We start from the raw sequence: 16,737 nt of genomic DNA, 5'->3' as shown, positions 1-16,737 counted from the left end.
CTAATTTTAATCAGCGACTCATAGCAAAAATCTGTTCAGCCGTTAGCGGAATGTGCGGAAACAATAGCGAATCAATTTGTTGCTGTCCTCGAAATATCTTTGGGGGTAAATACTCTCCATCTTCTAGTTGATATATTGTGATCGTCGGTTGCTTAGGCGAACCAATAAACCGAATCCCACCAAAAGCAGCATAGTCTATAATTATGTACTCCAAAACACCCAAGTCTTCATATTCAGCCAGTTTTGTGAGATAGTCGTCCTTCCAATTGTTACTAACAACTTCAATGATTCCTGGTGGTGGAATATATGCAGCCGCAGAACTAGAACTAGTTTTCATCCGTTGCCATTCTTCCTTTGCAAAAATGACAATATCAGCTTTGCGGCTTTTTTCCTTTTCTCCTGATGCTGTCTTCAGCCGCACCTGTTTAGATTGTCGAGATACGTAAGGGAGGTTATTTTCTTGGCAATGATTTTCTAAATAGGCGCATAGTCGTTGAATCAAATCTTCATGATTAGCATTTGGTTCAGATAACGGCACAGGAATTCCATCCCATAGCTCAAATTCTCTGCCTGAACCATCATCCCAGGCAAGAAACTCTGTAAAAGTCAGTGGTTGTGTGATGGCGACGTACATCGTTCTCGCTCTATTGCTGACGGGTACTTGAGTCAATGCTACCAAGATATACAGCTTTGTCGAGATTCTCAGAAGGAATTGATATGATGAGTGTGATCGCTCCCAGTCCAGCGATAATTACAATACACTAAAAGTAAACAAATTCCGCCATGAATTTTTTACTAACACTGGTAACACTCAGATAAATCAATGGTTGTGAGAGCCAGCATTGTGCATCTCTATTATGCGGTCGTAGCTTGGAAGTGCGATCACGCCTGCTGAAAACTCTATATTTTAGACTTTCGGGCTAAATTATCAGAAAGTAAGAATACTTGCTTCTTACTGGATATCTCCAGATAAACTCACTGTAATAACGTTAACAACATTATTATTAGTATCGTATCCAAAGTAATTATAATAAAAACCATCACCCAAAGCTGTTGCAAATGCAATAACATTTGCTCCATTGGACTCATTGACACACATATTAGCCAACATTACGCCAAGTCTATTTTCTTCTTCGAGTAAATTATCTAGTTTGCAAGCTAAAGTGTCTTCATAAATTTCTGTTTCCCAAGTATTATTAATAATAATTTGTGCAGTATCCGCATCCATAAAGCACCCTATTCCAGAATCAACTCCATAGCCAAAAAATCCCTCTCCTTCTTTTAAATCACTTAATTTTTCGCCAACTCTAGTAGCTAATTCCCACCGTACTGGACTTACTTCGCTAATCTGAACCATAGCATAAGCAACCATTGGTTCTTCGTTATTGAGGTTGCGTGCAATGCTCAAAAAAACTGGGTAAGAACCAGGTTGAAAATTGGGACTCAAGGGATCTGTACCAGGAAAAACTAGGGGATCACAAGCTACTAATTTTCCTGAAGTTAAGTTTAATTCCCCAATTTTATAAGGATTAAGAATAAAAACGCCAAATCGTGTATTGAGCCTTTGACCTGTTTGGAAAGATTTTGATAAATCAACATTTATCATCTTTGATTCATTTATTTGTTTAAAGGTCATTAATTTGAATCTTATACAAATCTATTGAGATAGCCACGACCGAGCAAGGAAGTTAGGCAGCAGTGGCTACTATAAAGCCTGTATGTAAAAGATTAACAGACTTTACAAAATCGCTTTCCTTGAAGGATTTTCTTACTTAAAAAATTGTCAAAAATAAATTAATTAACCACCTGATGTTCGGACATAAATTTCTTGTCCTTGAGAATTGTAGACGACAATTGGTAAATTAGAATTTTCACTAATGACTGTGAGTGCTTCTTGTAAAGCTTGCCAATGACTATTTTCAGTTGTGGGGTTGGGATTTTCTGAATTAGCTGGTGACAATTCGCCTTGAACAGCTTGTTCATATTCAGGGGTGAGTCTGACAATAATTCCGGTGTAATTTAAGGTAAAGTTACAAATCCGAATTTCCCTGGTACAAGTTTGAGCTAATTCAACGCGGGCTTCTTGCCAAGCATTGAGTTGTTGGACTTTGGTTTGGGCTTGTTTGAGTCCTTCAGAATAAGGTGCTATGAGACTTTGGGCTTGGTTGTAGTACAAGCTATCTTGAGCAATATTTTTAGCCGTTTGTAAAGCTTGTTCCCAGTATGCAGCCGCAGCTTGCCATTGATTGAGTTTTTCGTAGGCTTGGGCTTGTTTGGCAATGTTCAGTGCTTGGAGGTAGCTTTTCGCTGCTAGTTGTTCTAAGGTGGCGCGATCGCGCGATCGCGCTAACTGTGGTTTATATTCTATTAGCAGCTTTTGTGCTTGGGGATAAGCCGGACTAGTTGGTGGAATGACATTCAAAGCGTTAACAGCAACTTGCCAAGTAGACTGTACCTTTTGCCAGTCTTTTAAAGATTTAGCAGAAGTTTGCCACTTCATCGCTACACTAGCTACCCCCTTAGCGGCGGTTAATTTCTTCAACCATTGTTCTTGAGCAACTAACTGCTTATTAACAGTTTGTAAATTAATCCGATACTTCAGCAATTTTGGCTGGATGAAATTATAAAGTTCGCTATTGGGGTTAACTGCTTCTAAAGGAACGATCGCTTGTCGCCATAAATGTTGTCTGGCTTGTAATTCTTCTAAACTATTGGTGGGGGTTTGGGTTTTTTGTTCAGCCGTCGCACCAGCTTGCAAAGCTGTAACCACCTGATTAATTTTGTCAGACTGTGTAGCCAAGGTAGTTTTGAGTTCCTGGGCTTGTTGATGACGGGGAGACCACTGCGGAATTACATTCAACGCCTCGCCGGTCGTCTCCAGTTGTTGTTTAACCCTGGTTAATTCATTTTCGGACTTAGCACGATTCATCAGCTGGCGAGATTCTGTTTTGAGTTGCATCGCCGCTTCTAACTCCTTGCACTCAGACATCACACAAGGCTGACTTAATAAATAACCACCAATTCCTAAACCCACAATCACCACCAAACCTACACCTAAAAATAGTGGTGAGAAAACTAACAAAGGTTTACGGCGATTAGAAGTTAAATCTGGTGCATCCGCTAGAGGATCATAAGGTGTTTCGAGTTCTGAATCTTCTAAAGTTTCGGCGATAAATGCTGAATCAGTATTTACCGCCTCTGAAAATGAACCACTGGCGGGAAATCCAGCCGAATCTCCAAAGCTGTTAACATCCCCACTTTCCCAAATTCCTAAGTTTTCTTCTCTTTGCTTGATAGTTATTACACGCTTGGCATAGGGAAGCTTTTCACTGGTGACTCTGATAAAACACTGTACCCGTTGCTCTTTATAGGTTGGTAAGGATTGAAGTGCATCCTCAATAACCGCAAAAACTTGTTCGGTGTCAACCGTAAGACCAACTGGATGTTGAATCAGAATCATTAACTCATCTTTGTTGACTGCACACCTAATTTGGAAGACTTTACCCGATGGAACTTGTGCCAGAAGTTGTTCTTGCAAAGTTCTGGCTAACAGCTGTAAATCTTCCTGCTGGACTGCCACTGTCATAGAGCGTTCTTGCTGATTATCTATAATTGTTTTTTTATCGTTGAAGGAAGTAAATGAATTGCTTGGGTTCTTTGAATCCAGATGCACAATTTAACCAACCATAGCCAAAAATAAAATAGACCAACTTTCTAACATAAATTTTGACTGTTATGACCAAATCTAATATCAGTAATTATTCGTATTTTTAGAATTTTTAATTTTTTCCTGCGCGAATTTACTAACTATGAGGACTGTAAAAGTCCAATAGGCATAATTTAATGATCATAATTAATTAGTGATTGGTTTGGATATGTTAATATTTTGAATTCACCAAATCTTAATTTAATAATTTATCTCTATAGATATCTCTTTCTAATTATTCCCAAATTCCTCTGAAGTTTTGCTATTGAATTTGAAAAATAATTTAGGACTCGGAAGTCAGCATTCAGAATGATGAATAAATCAGGATTTTACGAGACAAATATTTTCATAGTCTCAAACTACGAGTTATGCAAATGAGAACACTCCTGACTTCGGTCTTCTGTAGACTTACCTCAAAATTAAACAATATATTGCTTGTGTTTATCACAATCTTAACTGATTTGTTAACAGTCTCAAGTATGAAAAATGACAACAGCGATCGCACTACGATTACAGTCAGTTACTGAGTCAAGTCTAAATGTTGCATTCGTTACAAAAATATTTCTATTCTGGGAAACCTACTCAGCCAAAATTTTTGACACAACAGCTAATTTTGTTATATGCTGTCAATTTCACCGAGAAGATTGATGACAGTAAAGCAATTTAGTTATCTAGTAGTCTTAATTTAATATGTGAACCAAGGAGACAAGGAGAAGAAGGGAGAAATATTTATAAATAATTTAGGATTGCTATATTAGGACTTATATCTGATTTATGAAAGAAATTCTTACACTGAAGTATACCTTCTTTCCTATTCTCTACTCCCTGTCTACGCAAGTAGATTCAGAAATAGAACCGGATTTCTATATATAGGTTAATGTTAGAAAATCATTTGCGGCATTTGCTGAATTCGATAGAATTGAACCATAAAAAATTAATGTATAAAGATGAACTAGACTTGATTCTGTAATTATAGTGCTGTAAAAAAGAAACAACAGCACCATAAAAATACTGTTGGTAGTGGCAAAACAAGGTGCATAAAAATGGATTTATTAGAGTATCAAGTTAAAGAATGGTTTGGGAGCATAGGTATTCCTGTCTTGCCTTCTCAAAGAATAGATCATCCCACTGACCTCAAACGGTTAAAAATTCGTTATCCAGTTGTCCTTAAATCCCAAGTATATGCAGGCGAAAGGATTCATGCTGGTGGGGTGAGAATTGTGGAGACAACCATTGATGCGATCGCCGCCGCCCAAACTATTTTTAATTTGCCAATCTGGGGCGAGTTACCAGAGGTCTTATTGGCAGAGACTAAATATGATAGCAAGCAAGAATTTTATTTAGCAGTAGTTTTAGACACGGCTGTTTGCCGACCTGTACTTTTAGGTTGTAAAGAAGCAAATATTGATTGGGAATCAGCCGGCGAAAAATTACAGTATGTCGTAGTAGAACAAGAATTTTCGCCCTTTTATGCGCGGCGACTAGCTTTAAAAATGGGACTGCAAGGTGCGCTGATGCAATCAGTCAGCAACGTTGTGGAAAAGATGTATGAGTTATTTATCCAAAAAGATTTAGACTTAGTAGAAATTAATCCCCTAGCTGTTAATGCTGCTAATGAAGTGATGGCACTCAATGGTAAAGTCAGCATTAATGAACGGGCTATTGGTCGTCATCCAGAACTGGCGGAATTAGCTGCAAAAATTAGTCACCGCCACAGCAATCATAAAAATCACAGCAAATTAAAAGAGTTAAATGGTGGCGATACCGTAGGTAAAATCGGCATTTTGGGAAATGGCGCGGGTTCGATTATGGCTACCTTTGATTTAGTCGCTAGTCTTGGCGGTAAACCTAGTCATCCTCTGAATTTGCGACATGGTTTGTTAACCGACACTTCACCAACAAGTTTTGGCGATCGCTTAAATAAAGGTTTGAATCTCCTCACAGCTGACAAAAGTATTCAAGTAATTCTGATTAACCTGCTTGGTAGTATCCCCCAAGCCGAAGCCGCAGCCCAAGTCATTGCCAAATTTATTCAAGATCATCATCATCACAATCGTCGGGAGTCCCATATTCCCTACTTGGTTGTCCGGTTAGCTGGTTCGGAGTTGAATGTAGCGCAAGATTTATTAGCCAGCGTTGAAAATCAAAGCGAACTTGTATTAGTCGAAGATTTAGATGAAGCCGTAGCCCAAGCTGTTCGTCTGGCTAAACCGGCCACCTATCAACGTGTCAAGGTTAAGTGAAGAGATAAGGGGGACAAGGGAGACAAGGGGGCAAGGGAGATCATTCTGTTAAGTATTTAATTTGTATATTGCGGCAATTTATCTTTCATACTTCATACTTCTTATGAACTTAACTTCAGATAGTAAAGTTATCATTCAAGGTTTTAGTGAATTTATCTCAGAAACTAATATTGTGCAGATGCAAGCTTATGGTACAAATTTAGTTGCTGGCGTAAATCCTGGTTTTGGCGGACAAAAACAATATAATTTGCCAGTCTTTGATTTAGTTGAAGAAGTTGTGGCACAGTTCGGCACAATTGACACCACAATTATCTGTGTTCATCCTTATCAAGTATTAGATGCAGCTTTAGAAGCGATCGCCTCTAACATTCGTCAAATTATTATTATCTCGGCGGGAATGCCACCATTAGATATGGTGCAATTACTCCGCAAAGCCGAAGCTTGTGAAACTTTGATTGTCGGGCCGAACAGTCCCGGAATCATTGTCCCTGGAAAAATTCTTTTAGGCACACAACCAAGTGAATTTTATACACCCGGCCCTGTGGGAATTGTCAGCCGCAGCAGTACTTTAACTTATGAAGTTGCTAGGGAATTAACCAAAGCTGGTTTAGGACAATCAATTAGTGTCAGTATTGGCAGTGATGCGATCGTGGGTTCATCCTTTTTACAATGGCTGCAAATTCTCGATGAAGATGAAAATACAGAAGCGATCGTCCTAGTGGGTCAACCTGGTGGTGGTAGTGAAGAAGCCGCCGCCCGATATATTACAGAAGCAATTGATAAACCAGTCATTGCCTACATTGCAGGTAGACAAGTATCCCCTGTGAAAAATTGGCAACAAACTGGCACTTTAGCCGCAGTGATTGGCCGTGACCCTAATTTTGGTACAGCCCAAAGTAAATTAACAGCTTTAAAAGAAGCAGAAGTTCCTGTTGCTGACCGTCCTTCTCTGATTCCTGAATTGGTCAGAAATGAGTTGAAAATCCTGGCTGTTGGTTAAAAAATTCACCAAAGTATAGCAGGGGACAGGTAATAGGTGACAGGGTGAAAAACTATGTCCTAAGCAACTTGGCTACTGCTATAGCAGTCCTAAATCATTGTGAAATTTCTGGGCGCTTATCTTGGCGCTCTTGGCGACTTGGCGGTTCGATATTTTTCACAATTCAAATAGGATTGCTATATAAATATATTTCTTTTCCCAAAGGCACAAAAGAAAATAAAGATAGTATTCCTACTTCCAACCTAAGCAGAGACGTTGTATACAACGTCTCTACAACTTTTCGGGAAAATCAGGAAATGATGAAGTATTGATTTGTAGTTTCATAGTAATACTTTTACCTCCTGCCTCCTACTATATTTTCTGAACCGCAGTTATTTGCTTACTCTCTCGTCTAGGGAAATAAGCTAGAATTCAAGCATATCAAGCATTTCCACATTAAAAATTTCTTATGCTGGAGACTTTACAAACTCAAATTTATCAACTCGAACAATTTGCCAACAATGTAGTTGCTAACCAACTCACACACTTAAGTTTGTTGAGTGTAGGCATTATTTTTCTGGCTGGCTTACTCACCAGTTTAACTCCCTGCATGTTGTCGATGCTACCGATTACTATTGGCTATATCGGCGGCTATGAGGCGAAAAGTCGTCTACAAGCAGCAGCCCAGTCTACTTGGTTTGCATTAGGACTGGCAACTACCCTGGCTGGAATGGGAATCATAGCTGGTTTAGTCGGCAAAGTTTACGGACAAATTGGAGTGGGTTTACCCATTATTGTCAGTATCATCGCCATTATTATGGGGCTGAACTTGCTCGAAGCATTGCCCTTACAATTTCCTTCTTTGGGCGAGACAAATTGGATTTCTCAAGATTTACCGCCGGGTGTGCGTTCTTATTTGATTGGCTTAACTTTTGGTTTAGTGGCTTCTCCTTGTAGCACCCCTGTTTTAGCCAGTTTACTCACTTGGGTTGCCAGCACAAAAGACTTAATTTTAGGCGCTGTTTTGTTACTGTCTTATACAGCAGGCTATGTAGCACCTTTAATTTTGGCAGGTACTTTTACGGCTGCAATCAAAAAACTGCTGGAGTTGCGTCGTTGGTCTGGTTGGATTAACCCAGTTAGCGGGGCGCTATTGGTAGGATTTGGTGTTTTTTCTTTGATTTCTCGCATTCCCTTTGGCAGTTTGTAACCCATGACTTTAGATAATTCAGCGTCCACATCCACAACATCAAGTTGGTGGTTAGCACCTTGGCGATTTGTGCGTCAGGAGATTTTACCTGTACTGACAGACTTAAGATTAGCGATCGCCTTATTATTAATCATTGCCTTATTCAGCGTTAGCGGTACTGTAATTGAACAAGACCAGTCAGCCAGTTTCTATCGCACTAACTACCCAGAACATCCAGCTTTGTTTGGCTTCCTAACTTGGAAAGTCATATTAACAGTTGGATTAAATCGTGTTTATCATACTTGGTGGTTTAACGCGTTACTCATCTTGTTTGGTAGCAGTTTAACGGCTTGTACTTTCACGCGGCAATTACCAGCCCTAAAAGCTGCCCAACGTTGGAAATATTACGAAGAACCCCGACAATTCCAAAAATTAGCTTTAAGTGCAGAATTAGATACTGCTTCTTTAAATTCTCTCGCCCCTTTATTGCAAAACCGTCGTTATAAAATTTTTCAAGACAAAGATAATATTCTCTACGCCCGTAAAGGCATAATTGGACGTATCGGGCCGATTATTGTACACATTGGGATTGTGACGATTCTCGTTGGTGGTATTTGGGGTTCAATGACTGGATTTACCGCCCAAGAAAAAATTCCCAGTGGCGATCGCTTTCAGGTAGAAAACATCCTCAATGCTGGCCCTTGGGCAAATACCAAACACTTAAAAGATTGGTCTGTACGGGTAAATCGGTTTTGGATTGAATATACGCCCTCTGGCAGTATTGACCAATTTTATTCTGATATGTCTGTGTTAGATGATGACGGGAAAGAAGTTGACCGTAAGACAATTTTCGTCAACCAACCTCTGCGTTATCGTGGTGTAACTTTCTATCAAGCCGATTGGGGAATTTCTGGTGTCCGATTCCAATTCAATAACAGTCCGGTGTTTCAATTACCAATGGCGGCTTTAAATACCACTCCGCAACAGGGAAGGATGTGGGGAACTTGGATACCTACCAAACCCGATTTGAGTGAGGGCGTATCTTTAATTGCCAAAGACTTGCAAGGCATGATGTTAATTTATGACGGCAAAGGTCAGTTAATTACAACGGTGCGGTCTGGGATGGCGGCTGAAGTCAACGGTACGAAACTCAAAATCATAGAAGTGATTGGAAGTACTGGCTTACAAATCAAATCTGACCCTGGTATCCCCATTGTTTATGGTGGTTTTGCCATTTTGATGGCGGGTGTGGTAATGAGTTACTTCTCCCATTCGCAAATTTGGGCATTACAAAAAGGCGATCGCTTGTATGTGGGTGGTAAAACTAATCGCGCTCAAGTTGTTTTTGAAAAAGAAGTGCTAGAGATTTTGAATGGACTGAATTCACAATCAACAGCAGCAGTAGGGTAGATTTAAACTCCTTACCTTCTTCATTATCTCTCCACTAAAATCAACACGTACATCAATTATGAAGGCTGAATAAATATAGTGATTTTCTCTGTATCTTCACTGTAATTATTCAGCTTTTATATTTTTTTATCGCACATGGAAATATATTAATTACTGAGAAGTCTAGATAATGCTGTGTTTTTCAGACATTCATATAATCAAAATCTATTGTAATTAGTATTATCAGCCAAGTTATTCTATCGTTTAGCTCCAATCTCTCTGTCAAAATCGTTATTAAAGAAACTAATTTACACCTGAATTTGAAGCTGACTTTATAAATTCAGTATTGGAGTCATTAAATTTATAGAGTTTTATTTATTGTGAAGTAAATTAAATAATATAGTGATTTTTTACTACTGAGATGCAGATAATTTCCTCAAAACTATCGCTTCATATTATCTGTATTCTTACCAGTTTTAGATAAATAGAATTTGTTGCTAGATAGAAATCAGCAACAAATTACCATATCTGTTTGCTCAAGTGGTATTTCGTTATAAAGACTTGGCAAAAACAACTTTTAACTATAGACGTTAAAAATCTTAATGGGATACAAAGTAGTTACCCGAAAAAAAGTAGCTCCCATACAACCAGTTTTTTCCAACGGTGAACAAGTTAATGATTGAAACTTCATTACTTGATTAAAAGAAATCAAAACTTAGTTAATTGCGTATCAATATTTATGGCAAACATGAACAGAATCCGCTTTGGACTGATTGCTGCTGCTACTTTAACCTACACACTTTCCGGTATGGGTTCAGCAGGTGCAACAACTACCATTCAAGAAGCCATTAAGGAAGCTCCAATAGCTGCCAAAAAGGCTAAAGACAGTGCAGATGTCCTCAGCAAAGCTGAAGCTACACTGACACAAACCACACAAGCCGCAACAAAAGCTAAACAAGATGCAATTAATGTTTTAAATTCTGCTGAACTAACATTTCAAAAAACAGATGCAGATTTTATTGCAGCCAAAGCAGCGTATGATGCGGCTAATAAGACTGTAATTGACACAAAAGTGGTCTATGATGCCGCTAATAAGGCTGTAATTGACACAAAAGCGGTTTATGATGCCGCTAATAAGGCTTTAACTGATGCAAAAGCCGCCCTCGCAGCTGCTAAAACTCAAGCTCAAAAAAGTGCAGCACAACAAACTGTTAATAACGCTACTACAGCCTTTAATACTGCAACTACTAATTGGAATAATGCAAAGACTCAGTTTAGTACTGCAACTACTAATTGGAATGATGCAACAAATAAACGTAACATTGCAACTGGTAAGTTGAATGATGCGACAAGTAAGCGCACCACAGCAGAACAAGCTAGAAATCAAGCTAGTCAAAAATTGCAAACTGTCACTGCAAATGCTGACAAGTCAGTTAAAGATGCTCAAGATGCCAGAAATCAAGCTAAATCAGATGCAGACAATGCAGCTAAGTATTCCGTAGACGCACAAGAAGCTGCCAAAAAGGCTAGTGACTGGAGTACCATGAAGCGACCCACTATCAGAGATAAGTCAGAAGACCAAAATTTCTTATCTATACTGCCCCAGTTTCAAAGTTTAGTACAAAAAGACGGTGTGGCGATCGCCGCAGATCAAGTCAAAGCACAAAAGGTAGACTTTTCTCAATTATTTTTGGCACAAAAGCACAATGTACGTGTTTGGTTCCTGAATGAAGGCGCAACCTATAAAAACCAATTAGCCTATGAATCCATTCGGGGCGAAAAATACGATAAAGGTATGATATTTGAAAATATCTCTTGCGACAGCACTAAAAATAAGTGCGAACGAGGCGAGAAAGATGGTGTTTTAGATATCGGTGATTTTGTAGATTTGGGTAGTTTTAAAGCTGGTACACAGCTGAATTTCTTACTCAAAGCTGATGGATATAGCAAAACACCAAAAAATGGCGATATTTATGGTGCAGACCCAACTCTTAACCCAGATGGAGTACAACACTTAATGGGTTGGAAGATTGACAATTATCTGATAATGAGTTTTGAAGACTTACGCAATGGTGGCGATAAAGATTACAACGACACACTTTTTGTTGTTGACTTTGGTAAAAATAATCTCAAATCCTCGGCTGTACCAGAACCTTCTGCGACACTCCCAATTTTGGGCTTAGGCGCATTGGGAATGCTGAAGTTGCGTCGCCGTCGTCGTTCATAGTTCAGAACTTAAGGATAAAAGTTGTCTTTAGAGAATGGGTTTAAGGGTGTAGAGATTTTGAACAATGATACCTCTTTACCCTACCCCAAACCTCGATTTTCGTCTAATTGGGTAAGCAAGTGCTAATTTTTTATTTAAGCATCAGCGAATTAATTCGCTGATGCTTTTTGATGGCGTACTTCAATAACTGTATGCACGTTACCTCTAGGGGCAAAATCGGCTTTAACAGTAATTTCTAGCGGATCACAAGCTGTAACCATGTCATCTAAAATTTGATTGGCAGATTCTTCATGGGAGATGTAGCGATCGCGGTAACTGTTAATGTAAAGCTTGAGGGCTTTTAATTCTACTACCCGTTCATCTGGTATGTATGTAATATAAATTGTGGCAAAGTCTGGATAGCCAGAGAACGGACATTTACAGGTAAATTCCGGCAAAGTAATGTTGATATCGTATCGTCTACCTGCTCGCGGATTGGGAAAGGTAATTAAACTACCTTCCGCAATGTTGCGTTCGCCATACTTTACTTCTGATGCGTCCTGAGTCATGGGTCAATTGTCCTTGGTCATCTGTCGCCTCAACAATAATAGGCGAAAAGCTGATTAAGACAAAAATTCTTTGACCTTTTCCTGTTTACTTTCCCCTTTTACCTTTTACCTTTTGACTTTTGCCTTTTGCCTTGTTGTACTACTCTTGTTCCCAGTCAGGACAGGTTTGATCATCCCAACCGTGGGGGTGCATAGCACAAACTAACAAGTTACCACCATAAACTTGACCATGATAGTTATTACAACCTACACAAGCCGGATTTTGTTCTGGGGTGGCTTCCACTGAATAGGGAAACCCCGGATCTGCATCTGCAACTACATCTTCTAGTTCCCAATAAATTTCTAGGAAGGGTGCAGATATTTCTTGTAAATATTGTTCTACATCGGCGGCAATGTTATTTTGTACTTGCTCTGTCAATTCTTCTGTGAGGTCAAAAAAGCTATCAACCATATCATTCATTCCTTGAAAGAAGCGTTCAACTTCCTCTGCCACTGTTTCTACGATTCCCATTAAATCTTTTTGCCACTCTTCCATAAAATTGACGCTCTTACTGGCTGTAAAATTAGGATGCTAATAACCACCCCAATTGAAGTATATAAATACATTCTAGGCAATGTATGTTGTCAACTTCCTGGGTGATACTTTGAGTTGTAGTACTATTTGCTGCTGATGCTGAAGGTAAAAACTGCCGTTTATTGATCGCGTTGCAGTCTTTTTAATTCTTCTTGCAGTTTTAGCACTTGGCTACGCAAGTCATCCACATTTTCAGTTGAGGTCTCTTTTACCGTTGGCTCTTCATCTTCCTCTAGGATTTCGATGCGACGAGGTTCAGAAGGAGTTGTTTTTTCAGTAGTGTCAGCAGAAGGTGTTTGTGGTTGTTGCGCTTGCTTCATCATATCCTCAACGAAGCGGCGGGCTTCTTCTGTGTTCATTTCGCCCCGCGCCACCATTTCATCTGCCAGTTTTTGGACTTGCGATCGCAATTCGGCTACTTTTCCTCCAGCTTTCTCACCTGCGTAAGAAGCTAACCCAACACCGAGGTAAAAAGCTTTTTGTACAATATCTCCAAAACCGGGCATTGCTGCTGATCGCTCCTAAAAATAGGGCGACCCGGAGACTACGCCTACTACAAGCATCCCATATTGCTGCTACCTTCCGGTTCTGACAAGGTTTAGGCGTTGCAGTCGCATAGATCCAGGTCTAATGAAATAATAACACTAAAAGTTCGTAAGTGTGTCCTACTCAACCACATTTTTTTCTTCGTCAAGTTGGTAGCTGACACAGACCTAAAAACAGGTCAGCCCGGAGACTACGCCTACTACAAGCATCCTTGATTGCTGCTACTTTCACGTTCTGACAAGATTTAGGCGTTTTAGTTGCATAGATCCGAGCCTCACCAAAATAATAACACTAAAAGTTCGTCAGTGTTTCTTACTCAACCACAATTTTCCACTCGTAAAGCTGATAGTCAACACAACCGTTTTTAACCAAGGGGTCTAGGGCAATAATAGCTTGAGCCTCATCCAGAGAAGCTGCTTTAAACAGCAACATCCCGCCTCCCATTTTTGCCCAATAGCCTGTTTTAGCTTGATGTCCTTTGGCAATTAAATCCTGTACAAAGGCTTTGTGGGCAGGTATATATTGGTCAAAGATAGTTTTATCGACTTTACCTGACTCTATTTTGACAAACCAAGGCATTTTGCTACTAACCTCATAGGTGCAAGAACTAGCTTCCATCAGCATCAATCTTTCAAGAGATGTGGTATGGCAACGTCTCTATTTCGATATTACGAAGCCTTTACGCGTTTCTGTGGAGTCAATTGTAGTAATTGCTGGCGTTTAAGTGTTGATACTAAACCAAGAGTGCCGACAGCAAGTAAGCTCAAAATGGATGTATGTTCAGGAATAGAGATAATTCTGGCTGAAAAAACCACGGCTGATTCACTATCTTCTGTCCCCAAAGACCCCAACACAAATGGCGGTACTGAAAAAACCTCTAAATAACCCGGTGTGGACAAAAAACTAGCAAAAAACGGACTAGCATAGTTTCCTGATGATGTGGAGTAACCAAAACCGTCACCTGTTAACTGCTGACTATTCAAACTAATTAAATTGTCCACGTTAAAAGGTTCGTTGCCAGGTATGGGAGTTCTTGCAGGTTGCAAACCAGTAATTTTTTCATTATTACGTGTGCCACTGATTTCCAAAATCTCGTAAAAACCAGAATTGTCAGGAGTGTCATTAGTAATGAAATTACCGCTTGCTGTTATACCAGAACCAAAATAACTCCATTCCCAATTTAAAGTGGCAGCAGAGACAGCTTGCATGGTTCCGAAAACCAATCCCGAAACAGTCAAGACTGTAGTAGATAGTAAAGCTAGATTTTTCATAGAGTATAGTTGGGGTAGATGCGTAGCTGTAAAGCCGCGCTGCAAAAGGATGAGTCACCCCCAGGCGAATGCTGAAACTTTCTGTATGGCTTCGCTGAGAGTGACGCACATATTTCACCCGAAAGGCTTGTGGCTAGACATGAAAAACTTTGTATGTTAGTTGACATTGGAATCTTCAACCAATGGCAGTTTAACATCAAAGATACTGGGTTTATCAGTATAGTAATTACTCGATTTTTAAATTAAACGGTAAACGAGCATAAATTCCATTAGGATCATTCATACTTTGAAATACCTCTAATTCTTGTTGCAGTTTTTGGAATTCGGCGGTGAGGGGGTTGGTAGCTTTGACTTGTTGTTGTCCCGGTATTTTTAAAGCTGTGCTGGCTTCTTCCACGGCTTTACCAAATACAATTTCGTTTAAACTGTTTTCTTTGGGATATTCTTTTAACTGCCAATTGTTACCTAAGTTGGCTTTTTCAGCTGCGTATTTCACCGCCGCATTCAGTCCACCAATTTCGTCTACTAAACCAATTTGTTTAGCGGCTACCCCAGACCAAACCCTTCCTTGGGCAATTTCGGCAACTTTTTGTTCTGGTAATTTGCGCCCTTTGGCAACTTTATCGAGGAATAGACTGTAAATTCGGTTGACGCTGCGCTGATACAGGGCTATTTCTTGAGGTGATTTGGGACGAGCGACAGTTTGAGCATCAGCGTAGCGGGCTGTTTTGACTACATCCCAGGTGATACCGTTGTCATTTGCTAGTTTTTGTCCGTTGAATAAGATACCAAATACACCAATGGAGCCAGTGATGGTATTTGGTTCGGCAAAAATTCGGCTAGAGTCACTCGCAATCCAATAACCACCAGAAGCTGCGACATCACCCATAGATACTACTACAGGTTTCACTTCATGGGTTAAGCGGATTTCCCGTTGCATGATTTCGGCGGCTGTGGCGCTACCACCAGGACTATTAATTCTTAAAACGACGGCTTTGATATTTTTATCTTGGCGGATTTTGTTGAAGATTTTAGCAAAGCGATCGCCACCTACTTGTTCATTATCACCGCTACCATCGACAATTTCCCCTTCGGCATAGACTACAGCAATTTGATTTTTTGATGATTGTTCGGCTTTGAGGGATTTATTAATAACTTGGGAGTATTCTAGAATGTCAACTTGCCGGAAATTTTTCTCATTTTGATCGCTATCGGTGAGTTTTTTCAAGTCGGCAACTACTTGATCATGGTATGCAACTTGATCAACTAAACCATTGGTTTTGGCTGCTGGTGCTTCAACTATGGCTTGATTATCGGCGATCGCTTGCAATTTTTGCGGGTTAATTTTGCGACTTGTACCTACTGTGGTTCGCCACTCACTCCACACATCATCCAGTAGTTTCTGAGTTTGTTCGCGGTTTTCGGGACTGAGTTTGTTAAGAATGAACGGTTCAACAGCGCCTTTAAATTTGCCAACTCGCACAACTTGTACACCAATACCAAACTTTTGCAATGCTCCAGATAAGAACATTGGTTGGCTACCCAAACCATTGATTTCTATTGCACCCAAGGGATTGAGAACTACGGTATCAGCCACAGAACTGAGATAATATTCTTTTTTACCCCAATCTTGACCGTAGGCAACTACTTTTTTCCCGGCGGCGCGAAATTCTTCTAAGGCTTTGCGAATTTCTTTCAGGGAAGCAAAGCCTAAATTTCCACCTGAACCCTTGCTGCCATCTAAATATATACCAACAATTTTTGGATCTTGTTTTGCTTGGTTAATCGCATCTAGAACTTTGCGGATAGTGATTCTGTCTTCTGGAGTCCCTGATAATGTTCTTTGTAACTCTTCACCCGCAGTTGGTTCTCGATCAGTAATATTCAAAGATAAGTCAAACACTAACATAGACTTATTTTTGACTACTGGACTCACATCTTGAGTAGCGGCGATCGCAAATAGGAGTAAAAATAATCCTGTAGTGCCAATCCCAAAGAAAATAAATAACCCTAGTAAACTACCAATAACACTGGCAGCAGTTTGTTTAACAAAATTAGTCATTAG

Annotated in this window: 14 protein-coding genes and 2 other RNA genes; 5 read left to right on the top strand and 11 right to left on the bottom strand. The window is 39.8% G+C overall.

The window, feature by feature from the left end; all coding sequences use genetic code 11:
• Nucleotides 1–10 precede the first annotated feature (10 nt).
• From H6G75_RS13365 to H6G75_RS13355, 3 genes are all read right to left on the bottom strand, one after another.
• Complete coding sequence (locus H6G75_RS13365) at nt 11–670, bottom strand: Uma2 family endonuclease (RefSeq protein WP_242051527.1); 660 nt, start codon at nt 668–670, stop codon at nt 11–13.
• A gap of 282 nt (nt 671–952) precedes the next feature.
• Nucleotides 953–1,636, bottom strand: coding sequence for a DUF4241 domain-containing protein (locus H6G75_RS13360; protein WP_199337864.1), 684 nt, complete (start codon nt 1,634–1,636; stop codon nt 953–955).
• A 162-nt stretch (nt 1,637–1,798) separates the two neighbouring features.
• Nucleotides 1,799–3,586, bottom strand: coding sequence for a hypothetical protein (locus H6G75_RS13355; RefSeq protein ID WP_190980540.1), 1,788 nt, complete (start codon nt 3,584–3,586; stop codon nt 1,799–1,801).
• Nucleotides 3,587–4,749: 1,163 nt separating this feature from the next.
• Between H6G75_RS13355 and H6G75_RS13350 the strand changes: the two genes are divergently transcribed.
• From H6G75_RS13350 to H6G75_RS13330, 5 genes are all read left to right on the top strand, one after another.
• Complete coding sequence (locus H6G75_RS13350) at nt 4,750–5,949, top strand: succinate--CoA ligase subunit beta (protein ID WP_190980539.1); 1,200 nt, start codon at nt 4,750–4,752, stop codon at nt 5,947–5,949.
• A 103-nt stretch (nt 5,950–6,052) separates the two neighbouring features.
• Nucleotides 6,053–6,949, top strand: coding sequence for a CoA-binding protein (locus H6G75_RS13345; RefSeq protein ID WP_190980538.1), 897 nt, complete (start codon nt 6,053–6,055; stop codon nt 6,947–6,949).
• 448 nt (nt 6,950–7,397) lie between these two features.
• The gene (locus tag H6G75_RS13340) at nt 7,398–8,138 is read left to right on the top strand and encodes a cytochrome c biogenesis protein CcdA (RefSeq protein WP_190980537.1); all 741 of its coding nucleotides are present in this window, start codon (nt 7,398–7,400) and stop codon (nt 8,136–8,138) included.
• A 3-nt stretch (nt 8,139–8,141) separates the two neighbouring features.
• Nucleotides 8,142–9,527, top strand: a complete 1,386-nt coding sequence (locus H6G75_RS13335) for a cytochrome c biogenesis protein (protein ID WP_190980536.1) — start codon at nt 8,142–8,144, stop codon at nt 9,525–9,527.
• A gap of 727 nt (nt 9,528–10,254) precedes the next feature.
• The gene (locus H6G75_RS13330) at nt 10,255–11,733 is read left to right on the top strand and encodes a DUF4114 domain-containing protein (protein ID WP_242051526.1); all 1,479 of its coding nucleotides are present in this window, start codon (nt 10,255–10,257) and stop codon (nt 11,731–11,733) included.
• A gap of 149 nt (nt 11,734–11,882) precedes the next feature.
• Here H6G75_RS13330 and queF read toward each other — a convergent pair whose 3' ends face one another.
• The 8 genes from queF to sppA all read right to left on the bottom strand — a co-directional run bounded on the left by queF (nt 11,883) and on the right by sppA (nt 16,734).
• Nucleotides 11,883–12,281 (bottom strand): preQ(1) synthase, encoded by a 399-nt coding sequence (gene queF, locus H6G75_RS13325; protein WP_190980534.1) that lies wholly within the window; start codon nt 12,279–12,281, stop codon nt 11,883–11,885.
• 139 nt (nt 12,282–12,420) lie between these two features.
• Complete coding sequence (locus H6G75_RS13320; protein WP_190980533.1) at nt 12,421–12,816, bottom strand: hypothetical protein; 396 nt, start codon at nt 12,814–12,816, stop codon at nt 12,421–12,423.
• A 158-nt stretch (nt 12,817–12,974) separates the two neighbouring features.
• Complete coding sequence (locus H6G75_RS13315) at nt 12,975–13,361, bottom strand: phasin family protein (protein WP_190980532.1); 387 nt, start codon at nt 13,359–13,361, stop codon at nt 12,975–12,977.
• A gap of 25 nt (nt 13,362–13,386) precedes the next feature.
• Nucleotides 13,387–13,483: signal recognition particle sRNA small type (gene ffs / locus H6G75_RS13310), an RNA gene on the bottom strand.
• Nucleotides 13,484–13,578: 95 nt separating this feature from the next.
• Nucleotides 13,579–13,675, bottom strand: an RNA gene (ffs, locus tag H6G75_RS13305) — signal recognition particle sRNA small type.
• 38 nt (nt 13,676–13,713) lie between these two features.
• Nucleotides 13,714–13,980 carry a YciI family protein gene (locus H6G75_RS13300; protein WP_190980531.1) on the bottom strand — a complete coding sequence of 89 codons (267 nt, stop codon included), beginning with the start codon at nt 13,978–13,980 and terminating at the stop codon, nt 13,714–13,716.
• Between the two features lie 89 nt (nt 13,981–14,069).
• Nucleotides 14,070–14,672 carry a PEP-CTERM sorting domain-containing protein gene (locus tag H6G75_RS13295; RefSeq protein WP_190980530.1) on the bottom strand — a complete coding sequence of 201 codons (603 nt, stop codon included), beginning with the start codon at nt 14,670–14,672 and terminating at the stop codon, nt 14,070–14,072.
• Nucleotides 14,673–14,898: 226 nt separating this feature from the next.
• Nucleotides 14,899–16,734 carry a signal peptide peptidase SppA gene (sppA, locus tag H6G75_RS13290; RefSeq protein WP_190980529.1) on the bottom strand — a complete coding sequence of 612 codons (1,836 nt, stop codon included), beginning with the start codon at nt 16,732–16,734 and terminating at the stop codon, nt 14,899–14,901.
• Nucleotides 16,735–16,737: the final 3 nt, after the last annotated feature.

Origin of the sequence: Nostoc sp. FACHB-280, assembly GCF_014697615.1 — a bacterium.
Lineage (GTDB): Bacteria > Cyanobacteriota > Cyanobacteriia > Cyanobacteriales > Nostocaceae > Nostoc_B.
Note: the sequence above shows the minus strand (reverse complement) of the source record. Positions and strands in the feature narration are given on the sequence as shown.